Here is an 8,771-nt window from a genome sequence, read left to right as displayed (position 1 = left end):
TGTGTGCTCATCTGCACTCCGAACAGCCACATTCCGCCCATATAAATCGGCAGAACACGGGTGACTAAAGCCAACAAATCCGAATTTGTCGTAAAGATGCGTGCGAACAGACCCGGCACGAACATCACCAATAAAAAGTAGGAGACTGTAAGCCCAACCGTTACCTTCATGGAATGGCGCACAGTTTCTCGCACACGCTTGTAATTCCCTGCTCCATAATTATAGCTGATGATTGGTTGAACACCTTGCGTAAAACCTTGTACAGGCACTGTCAGCAATTGCATGATGCTTTGCATGATTGTCATGGAACCAACATAAAGATCGCCGCCGTATTTCAGCAGTCCTGTATTGAAGACAATCACAATCGCACTTTCGGTCGCTTGCATAATGAATGGCGAAATTCCCAAGGAAACAATTCTCTTTATCAGCCCAATCTCTAGCCCCATATTCTTCTTGCGGATCCGGATAATCGAATGCTCGGACGTCAAGAATCGGAGGACGTAGATCGCACTCAGGGTTTGGGAAATGACTGTTGCAATCGCAGCGCCCTGAACTCCCATATCAAAACCGAAAATAAAAATCGGATCCAGGATAATATTGGCAATAGCTCCAATCAGTACTGAAAACATAGCGTTTTTTGTTTTTCCTTGACTGGTTATAAATAGATTCAGGCCTAATGCATATTGTACAAAAATTGTGCCCATTATATAGATGGAAGTATAGTCATTCGCATAATTGAAAGTAACATCACTGGCACCGAATAAATATAATAATGGCTCTTTGATCAAGGTAAAGACAATAGTCAAAACGACTGCCATGAGCGTGAGCATGGAAAAAGCATTGCCGAGGATTTTTTCGGCCTCATTTTTGTCGTTCTTGCCTAACGCAATGGCCGCCAAAGGAGCCCCGCCACCTCCGGCAAAACTGCTGAACGCAGAAATGATCAGCACAAGCGGTGCGCTGATTCCCAACCCAGTCAATGCAACAGCCCCTACATCGGGTATATGTCCGATGTACATCCTATCCACAATGTTGTAAAGAATATTGATGACTTGGGCAATAATGCTCGGTATGGCCAGTTCCATCATCAGTTTAGGGATTTTCTCCGTCCCCATGCGTGATCCTTTTAATTCTTGCACGATTACTCCTCCTTCTTCCGTTCCACATTCGCTACCATTTTTTCAAGCATCGCTTCAAACTGCGTGAACTGTTCTTGATTGATTCCTTCTGTCATCGACGCGATAAACTGTTTCCGGATATTCCGTAATCGGTCCGCTATCGGCTTTGCCCGATCAGTCAATACAAGATGAATATAGCGACGGTCTCCCTCATCAACGTTTGTCTCCAAGTACCCTTTTGCGACAAGCGAATCGACCGATCTGGCAATCAAAGACTTTGATAGTCCCAGGAAATCTGCTATTTCTTTGGATGTGTCCATTTCGTTATTTGACAAAAAGGTGATCAGATCCAACTCGTTCGGAGAAAAATCCGAAGCGGACATCTCTACCTTCACTTCTGCCCGATACACTTTCGACAGCTTGGACAAGCTGATCAGCAGATTTTTCTTTTCTTTCATAAATCTTACGCCCCCATGTATTCAAACTAAAACTATTTTACCGCTAAATAGTTCACTTGTATACCATCCGTTTATGAGCTGCTTTTCATGGCAGAACAACCTTCCCATCAAAAAAAACACACGCAACAATACGAACTCGCAAAGAGCCCTATTGCTGTATGTGTTTTATTGATAGCTGACAGAGTTTCCGCAGATGATTCCGTCTCATCTTTACAATCCGCAAGGTACAATTCCACTATTTCGGTCCTTTGCTGAAATCATGGTTTCTCCAAAGCGGATATCACTTCTTCAACGCTCAAAAGATACCCTTGCATTCCCAAAGCTTGCGCGATTTTCATGGCTTGGGGTTGATCCAGATAGGCTTGCTGCAGAAGGTCTTTTTTGCTGAAGACTTCCCTTGCACCGCCTTCGAGCAGCAATTGCCCTTGGCTGAAGACGACGATGCGTTCAAAAACTGCCGCCGCAAAATCCATGTCATGCAGAATGCACAGTACGGCTTTCCCTTCTGCCTGCAGGTTTTCGATCACTTTTTTGATGATTGCTTTCCCGGTAGCGTCCTGCCCCATCGTGGGTTCATCGAAAATGACGATGGGCGTGTCCATCGCTAAAATCGAAGCCAACGCCACCATCTTTCTTTGCGCCAGATTGAGGTCGTATGGATTCACTTTCTCGACATCCACCAATTCTACTTGAGCCAATGCCGCGCGTGAACTGGCTCTTGCCTCATCCAAAGAAAGTCCGATGTTCAACGGACCGACCATCACTTCATCCAAAACCGTATTCTTGAAAATCTGGTCATCGGGGTTCTGAAAAACCAGACCAATCTTCTTGGATATCTGGGCAACCGTCAAAGTTTTTAAGTCGATCCCGTCCAGCAGGATCCTGCCGGAATCGGGACGCAAAAGTCCCTTCAGCAGTTTTACGAAGGTGGTTTTTCCCGAGCCGTTCTGTCCGATGATGGCGGTTTTGCGGTCGTCCAGCACCAGATTAATGCCTTTTATGACGGGTGTTGTTTTGTCGTATGCAAAATGCAGCTTCTCTATTTCCAGTTTATTCATGAGGGACACCTTCTTCCGCAAGCAAGCCTTTCAGCTCATCCAATTCCACAGGATAATGCCCATTGGCCTTCCGCTTGTTCAAATGGCGGGCGATCGCGGTCACGGCGGGCGGCTGTACGCCCAGAGACGCCAAGTCCTCGCGCGAAAAAATAGCTTCGGGCGTATCATACGCGATCAACTTGGCATCGTCCAAAAGCAGGACCCTGTCTGCGTACTGCGCGATTTTTTCCATCTTTTGCTCGGCCATGATGATAGTGATGCCTTCTTTCGTAAGGTTTTCCACAACTTTGAAGACCTCATCCGACCCTTGCGGATCCAGTTGGGAAGTGGGTTCATCCAATATCAGCACTTTCGGCTTCATCGCGACCACACCGGCGATCGCAACCCGCTGCATTTGCCCGCCGGAAAGATCGAACGGGTTCTTGTCCTTCACTTTGCGGATATCCAGCAAGTCCAAACTTTCTTCGATCCGCTTGATGATTTCGTCGCGCGGCAGTCCCATGTTCTCCAGGCCGAATGCGATTTCTTCATATACTGTAAAACGCGAGCCGGTGATCTGGGAAAACGGGTTTTCGAACACCAATCCGGCTGCTGCAGTGACTTCGCTCACATCCGTCGTGCGCACATCCAAACCGGCTATCATCACCGATCCGCCGTAGGCCCCTTTGAAGAAGTGCGGCACCAAACCGCTCAGCGCATAGCACAAAGTCGATTTTCCGGCGGTGTTTCTTCCGATCAGGCCGATGAATTCACCCTCCTCGACCGAAAAGCTGATGCCGTCCAACGCCAATTTGGTCGTGTCGGGATAACGATATTTCAGATCCTTCACTTCTATGATACTCATCCCATCACCCTCCAAACGATCAAACCGGCCAGAATCACCAACAGCAAAATATTCAAAAAAGTACTGTAACGATAGGACTTCGCTTCATTCAGATAGGTTTTCGGAGTGTCCCTGTCGAAACCGCGGACATCGAGCGCAATCGCTCTCTCCCTAGTATCGTTCAGGGCGTTCAGGATGACCGGTCCCAACAATGGGAAGAATGCCTTTACCCGAACAAACAGGCTGCCCTCAGTCTCCATCCCGCGCGACCGTTGTGCATCCTGAATTTTGCCGTAAGTGGCCCGAAGCTGTGGGATGATCTGCAGAACCGAAAGGATGACATAGCCGATTTTCGGGGACATGCCTTTCTGCTGCAGCCGTTCAACCAGTTCCGTCGGTGAAGTCGTCAGCACCAACACTCCAAAGGCGCTGACCATATTGATGACGCGCATGGTCAGACGAAAGGCTATAATCAGGCCCTCTTTGTAGAATTTTATCGGGCCCAATTCATAAAGTAACGTTTCGTTGGCAGGATTGAAAAAACCTTGCACAATGACGATCGACAGAATCAATAAAAAACTGAGTGCAATCACCGGCAAAATATTACGGAATACCTTCCCTACCAACAAGATACCAAAACTGGTCAGCATGACTGCCGCAACTTGCCACAGATCATCCAATAAATAGGCCGCAGCGATGCTCACGACGACATAAAGCATCTTCGTCAACGGATCCAAATGATGGATCGGCGAGTTGCGCGGTACATACAAAGTCATTGCATCCATTCAAATCAGCCCCTATAATTCTTCTATCGCGCCATCCTTCAGGAAAGTGTTCGTGAGTTTCTTCGGCAAGCCCCTGAAGATAAAGTAACTGATGAGAACCGTCACTAGTTTATCCGGCACATCCACAACGATGCTGTCCAGGAAAGAAGCCAGCCATTGCGGTTGCCCATTCGAAATCAGCAAAGCGTAGAGGGCATCCCCCCAGACATTACCGGTCTGTCCGCCCCAAAAGAGGATGTTCAAAGGCGTCGAGACTGTGGCGGCCACCAAGCCGATGATTAAACCTGCCAACAGCACGGTCTTGATGTCCTTGAACCAGCCTTTAGCGGCAAACAGACCCGCCATCAAACCGATGACTGCACTGGTGACTGCATACACTGTCGAAATCGGATCGGCCGTCACGCCGTAGATGACGTTATTGATGATCCCGGAAGCGGCACCGATTACCGGTCCCGCCAACATACCGGACAATACCGTTCCGATCGAGTCCAACCAAAGCGGCAGACGCAATACGCCCGCGATGTATTTGCCGAGATAATTGATCCCGATTGCGATCGGGATCAAGACGATGGAAGCCGTAGACAACTTGTAGTTCAGCTTGTTTTTTGTTTCTGCATTCATTTCATTCTCCTCCTTTTGCCTGATGCCATGCATGGAAAGCGGATAATGCCAGTTTGATTTGATTCTGTTCCTTTTGTTCGGTAGCCACTTCTCCGGAATAACCAGACAAAAAATACAAGATACTGATACCATTTTATGTCCTCAGTATAGCATAGCGGGAAACGTCTGGCATCGGATAACCCTTGATGAGTAACGGCTTTCTCTGCGTAAAAAAGAAGCAGTCTCCTTTTAAAAGCGAGCACTGCTTCTTATGTTTTCTATGAATCGTTGACCTTATGGGACGAACATTGCCGCAAGCGGAATAAACCCCACCATCAAGACACCGGAAACGACCATCGCCAGGCTGCTCATCGCCCCTTGCAGTTCTCCCGCTTTCAACGATTCAGCCGTCCCGATGGCATGGGAAGCCGCACCAATGGCCAACCCTTTCGCTATCGGTTCTTCGATCCTGAAGATTTTGAAAATCAGGCTGGAAACCACCGTTCCGAAAATACCGGCGAAGATGACGCCAGCCACTATGACGCCAGCGACTCCGCCGATCAATTCAGTCGTATCCAACGCAATGGCCATCGTGATCGAGCGCGCCAAGGTGGATAAAGTCGTGACATCGCTCATCTGAAGGGTCAGGGCCAAGCCAATGATTGTGACCAGTCCGCTGATCATCCCTGCCAGGCAACTGATCAAGACAACCCAACTGTTTTCGCGCAAAATCTTGAATTGCCGATAGACCGGAACAGCCAGGCATATCGTTGCCGGTGTCAGGAGATCAGACAGTACTTGCGCACTTTTTTGAAAAACGGCCACTTCGACGTCCAGGACAAGGATTAAGACCATCACCAGGATCGACCCCATCAGCAAAGGATTCATGAATGCATAGGGATATTTTTTATTCAACTTCAATCCGATCATGAAGGCGCCCAAACTGATGAACAGCCCGAGATATTTAGTCGTCTCCAACAGATGACCAACCATCCGCGGCAGCCTCCTTTGCTTTCTTTTTTCTTATCAACCCCTGCGCCAGAATACCAGTAGTCACTAAAATTACGATGGTAGAGGCGATGTTGACCGCTACCCAGCTGGCAAAATTTTCGGCAATTTGCTCGTAGGACGTTATGAGTCCGGCACCATTAACTACGAACAGAGCCGGCATGATACCCAACAGCAGATTGGCGGCACTTTCCACTTGGTTAAGTTTCAAAACACCCGTCATCAGCAGCAGGAACAGCAGCATCATACCGTAGATACTGGCCGGAATGGGCAGCGGAATGAAAATGGCCAACAATTCGCTTACAGCTGAAATAGCGATGATCACAGTAAATTGTTTTAAATAATGCCTGACGAAGTGGATTCCTCCTTGTCCGAATGAATCTGAAATACTATTGTTTAATCATATCAGCCCGTATCGAATTGAAAAGATGCATTTTGACAAAAACAAAAATGAAGTTGTCCTAGTTGCCCAAAATGTAACAGCCCGCTATAGTCGATGATCAAAACCTATTACACAATACATATAAAGGATAAATGAGGTATAATGAGCCGTGCAGCAAATGAACAAGAACAGAAAGAAGGCGAAAATAAATGAACTTAGAAGAATTGATTGAAAAAATTGAAGCGTTCAAAGCAAGTCATCCCGAAGGTACGTTTGAATTCCTTGTGCAACCGCAAAGGGATTTGGATGATCTGTTTGCCGAGCTACTGATACTGGATGTAGCAACAGATGCAGATGGCAACCCGGAAGCCCGCGCCGAGGAAGCTTTGCTCACATTGGAAAACCCATCAAATGATGAACTAGCTATGCTTGAAAGCATCGCCGAAGCTTTAAAAACATATCTATAATATGTCAAAAAAACTCCCCAAAGTGCCTGCAACAGTGCAGAGCTCTTCAGGGAGTTTTGTTTATTGTTTCAGGTTTCAATCGGAAACCGATCATTTACAGTGCCGATTCCAGCTTCCGCTTTACTGTTGGTTTCGCGCAGTTCATCCAACGGAGCGCTACGGTCTCCATTGTTGCGGCTAGCCGAATCAAACAAGGAGCTTACCGTCGCCAGGTTCGTTTTGTTTCCCAATTTCGCTTTAAAAAATAGCAACGTCAAAAGATACCCGATCAGACATGAAACGATTACCAAATAGAATATGTAGTCGAAATTCTGGAAAGTATCCAGCAACAGGCCTGAACTGCCCACACCCAAAACAGCACCTATTCCGTATGCTGTAAATACGACACCATAATTTTCGCTGTAGTGCTTCGGCCCGTACATGTTATTAGTGGCAGTCGGCGCTATTGCCAACCACCCCCCAACATTGAACCAAAATATGGAAAAAGCGATGAAAAATAAAACGATACTGCCATTTTTTGCCAGCAACATCAAAGATGCTGCCAGGATGATTTGAGCATAGGAAAAGAGCATCGCTTTCTTTGCCGACAGCCTGTCCGTCAGCCATCCGAACATGGGACGCCCGATACCATTGAACACTGCAAACAAAGATATAAACAGCACTACATCCTTTTGCGCCATCCCTATCAATTCAATGCCGATGTTGCTTGTCAACCCTATCATCATCAGTCCAATCATCGTTCCGATAATAAAATTGAAATACAGCCCCTTGAAGTTAGCGGATCTGACCATTTCGGCGCTATCCATATCATTCTCCTTCGACTCTGCCCCGAGGACTTTCTCCTCCCCGACGCAATCCGCTTCAGGATACTTGAATGGCATTGCCAACACGGGCAACAGCACTCCAAAGACGACTCCCAATATGAGGAATGTTTGCGTCACTCCGTATTGTTCGACCAACGCCCTAGCAATCGGCGCTGTAAGCAACGGCGAGAGTCCAAATCCGAGTAGCACCAGCCCAATCACGATACCCTTTTTTTCCGGGAACCATCTAGTCACTACCGTCAGCGGAGCCCCATAAGCAATCCCGACCCCCGCGCCACTGATCACACCATACGCAATAGTCAACGTCTGAATATTCGGGGCGAATGCCGATAAAATCCAGCCGACAGAAACCAAGAGAGTCCCTGTCAGTATGGTCTTGCGCGGACTCCAATCCTTAAAAAACCTCCCGGTCAAAAACATGAACAGCGAGTAAAACAATAGCGCCGTCATGTAGGGTAATCCACTTTGGGCAGTCCCGACATCATACAACACCTCCACCGGCAGACGGAAAACACTCCAGGAATACACCGTCCCAAGTGCCATCATAATCACCAGTCCCAAAATTACATACAGCCACCTTGCCTTTGACATCACTTGCTTTTCTACTCTCATTTTCTGTTGCATCTGCATCCCTGCCTTCTTTCCTTATAATTTCCGGATAAATTCCCTTACTGACATGCCGATCTGCAAAAAAAAACCAATAACAAGCCCCCTGCGGAGTACTTATTATTGGCTTACGCGTCGACTGGCTGTTTGCCTTTCGTTGCATCTTCCGTATTCACTTAATCAATTTTTCTATATCTTGGTCGACAACTATTGCGATGATTTTTTCGCCCGTCTTGGTGCTGACGTCGGAATAGGTACTTACGATATTCACATCAAGCACTGTTTTGATTGTCGTTTCGAGTTCTTTACGCGCATTCTCAAACAATGCGGTTCGAGCATTTTTTATCATCTGGATTCCACCTGGATTCTTGGCCAAGTTTTTCTCAGATATACTCAGGAAACCATTCAGTCTTATCAAGATCAAATCCTGAAAGATAACGGTCCGTATTTTCTCCGGTCCCCTACCCATTTGTTCAATTTCAAACTTACTGATCGCTTCGCTCAATTTCGATTCGATTTGTCCTTTTGTCATTGAACTTCCCGTGTATGCCATGCGCTTCAACCCCTAAATCATCTGAAAGTTGGGAAACGTTTCTTACAGCCAAAACTATAGCACACCGATATATTGTCGTCAACAAGTAT

The 8,771-nt window shown here is 47.0% G+C and carries 11 protein-coding genes (1 of these 11 only partly in view); 1 reads left to right on the top strand and 10 read right to left on the bottom strand.

Going from position 1 to position 8,771, the window contains the following annotated elements:
• From ACKPCD_RS03640 to ACKPCD_RS03605, 8 genes are all read right to left on the bottom strand, one after another.
• Positions 1–1,139, bottom strand: partial view of an MATE family efflux transporter gene (locus tag ACKPCD_RS03640; RefSeq protein WP_321434034.1) — the 5' portion only. Its footprint begins 211 nt before the window's first position; the window shows 1,139 of its 1,350 coding nt (coding positions 1–1,139); it begins with the start codon at positions 1,137–1,139; its stop codon lies beyond the left edge, outside the window.
• A 2-nt stretch (positions 1,140–1,141) separates the two neighbouring features.
• Positions 1,142–1,576, bottom strand: coding sequence for a MarR family winged helix-turn-helix transcriptional regulator (locus tag ACKPCD_RS03635; protein ID WP_276645797.1), 435 nt, complete (start codon positions 1,574–1,576; stop codon positions 1,142–1,144).
• Positions 1,577–1,833: 257 nt separating this feature from the next.
• Positions 1,834–2,634, bottom strand: coding sequence for an energy-coupling factor ABC transporter ATP-binding protein (locus tag ACKPCD_RS03630; RefSeq protein ID WP_321434033.1), 801 nt, complete (start codon positions 2,632–2,634; stop codon positions 1,834–1,836).
• A complete protein-coding gene (locus tag ACKPCD_RS03625; RefSeq protein ID WP_068561502.1) occupies positions 2,627–3,478 on the bottom strand; it encodes an energy-coupling factor ABC transporter ATP-binding protein in 852 nt (283 codons plus the stop codon). Before ACKPCD_RS03625 ends, ACKPCD_RS03630 begins: the two co-directional genes overlap by 8 nt.
• Positions 3,475–4,242, bottom strand: coding sequence for an energy-coupling factor transporter transmembrane component T family protein (locus ACKPCD_RS03620; RefSeq protein WP_068561503.1), 768 nt, complete (start codon positions 4,240–4,242; stop codon positions 3,475–3,477). The genes ACKPCD_RS03625 and ACKPCD_RS03620 overlap by 4 nt, the downstream gene beginning before the upstream one ends.
• Positions 4,243–4,254: 12 nt before the next feature.
• Positions 4,255–4,863, bottom strand: a complete 609-nt coding sequence (locus ACKPCD_RS03615) for an ECF transporter S component (protein WP_321434032.1) — start codon at positions 4,861–4,863, stop codon at positions 4,255–4,257.
• Between the two features lie 273 nt (positions 4,864–5,136).
• Positions 5,137–5,835, bottom strand: coding sequence for an LrgB family protein (locus tag ACKPCD_RS03610; protein ID WP_321434031.1), 699 nt, complete (start codon positions 5,833–5,835; stop codon positions 5,137–5,139).
• Positions 5,807–6,175 (bottom strand): CidA/LrgA family protein, encoded by a 369-nt coding sequence (locus ACKPCD_RS03605; RefSeq protein ID WP_321434030.1) that lies wholly within the window; start codon positions 6,173–6,175, stop codon positions 5,807–5,809. The genes ACKPCD_RS03610 and ACKPCD_RS03605 overlap by 29 nt, the downstream gene beginning before the upstream one ends.
• Before the next feature lie 266 nt (positions 6,176–6,441).
• Between ACKPCD_RS03605 and ACKPCD_RS03600 the strand changes: the two genes are divergently transcribed.
• On the top strand, positions 6,442–6,699 hold the full coding sequence (locus tag ACKPCD_RS03600; RefSeq protein WP_068561508.1) for a hypothetical protein: 258 nt from the start codon (positions 6,442–6,444) through the stop codon (positions 6,697–6,699).
• Positions 6,700–6,767: 68 nt separating this feature from the next.
• On the opposite strand, the gene ACKPCD_RS03595 is transcribed toward ACKPCD_RS03600, so the two are convergent.
• Both ACKPCD_RS03595 and ACKPCD_RS03590 read right to left on the bottom strand, forming a co-directional pair.
• Positions 6,768–8,147: an L-lactate MFS transporter gene (locus tag ACKPCD_RS03595; RefSeq protein ID WP_321434029.1), complete on the bottom strand. Its 1,380-nt coding sequence runs from the start codon at positions 8,145–8,147 to the stop codon at positions 6,768–6,770.
• A 154-nt stretch (positions 8,148–8,301) separates the two neighbouring features.
• The gene (locus ACKPCD_RS03590) at positions 8,302–8,682 is read right to left on the bottom strand and encodes a Na-translocating system protein MpsC family protein (RefSeq protein ID WP_198143327.1); all 381 of its coding nucleotides are present in this window, start codon (positions 8,680–8,682) and stop codon (positions 8,302–8,304) included.
• Positions 8,683–8,771 lie beyond the last annotated feature (89 nt).

The organism is Trichococcus flocculiformis (genome assembly GCF_963662535.1).
Taxonomy (GTDB): Bacteria; Bacillota; Bacilli; order Lactobacillales; family Aerococcaceae; genus Trichococcus; species Trichococcus flocculiformis.
The sequence above is the reverse complement of the archived record's forward strand: the minus strand, read 5'-3'. Positions and strand labels throughout refer to the sequence as shown.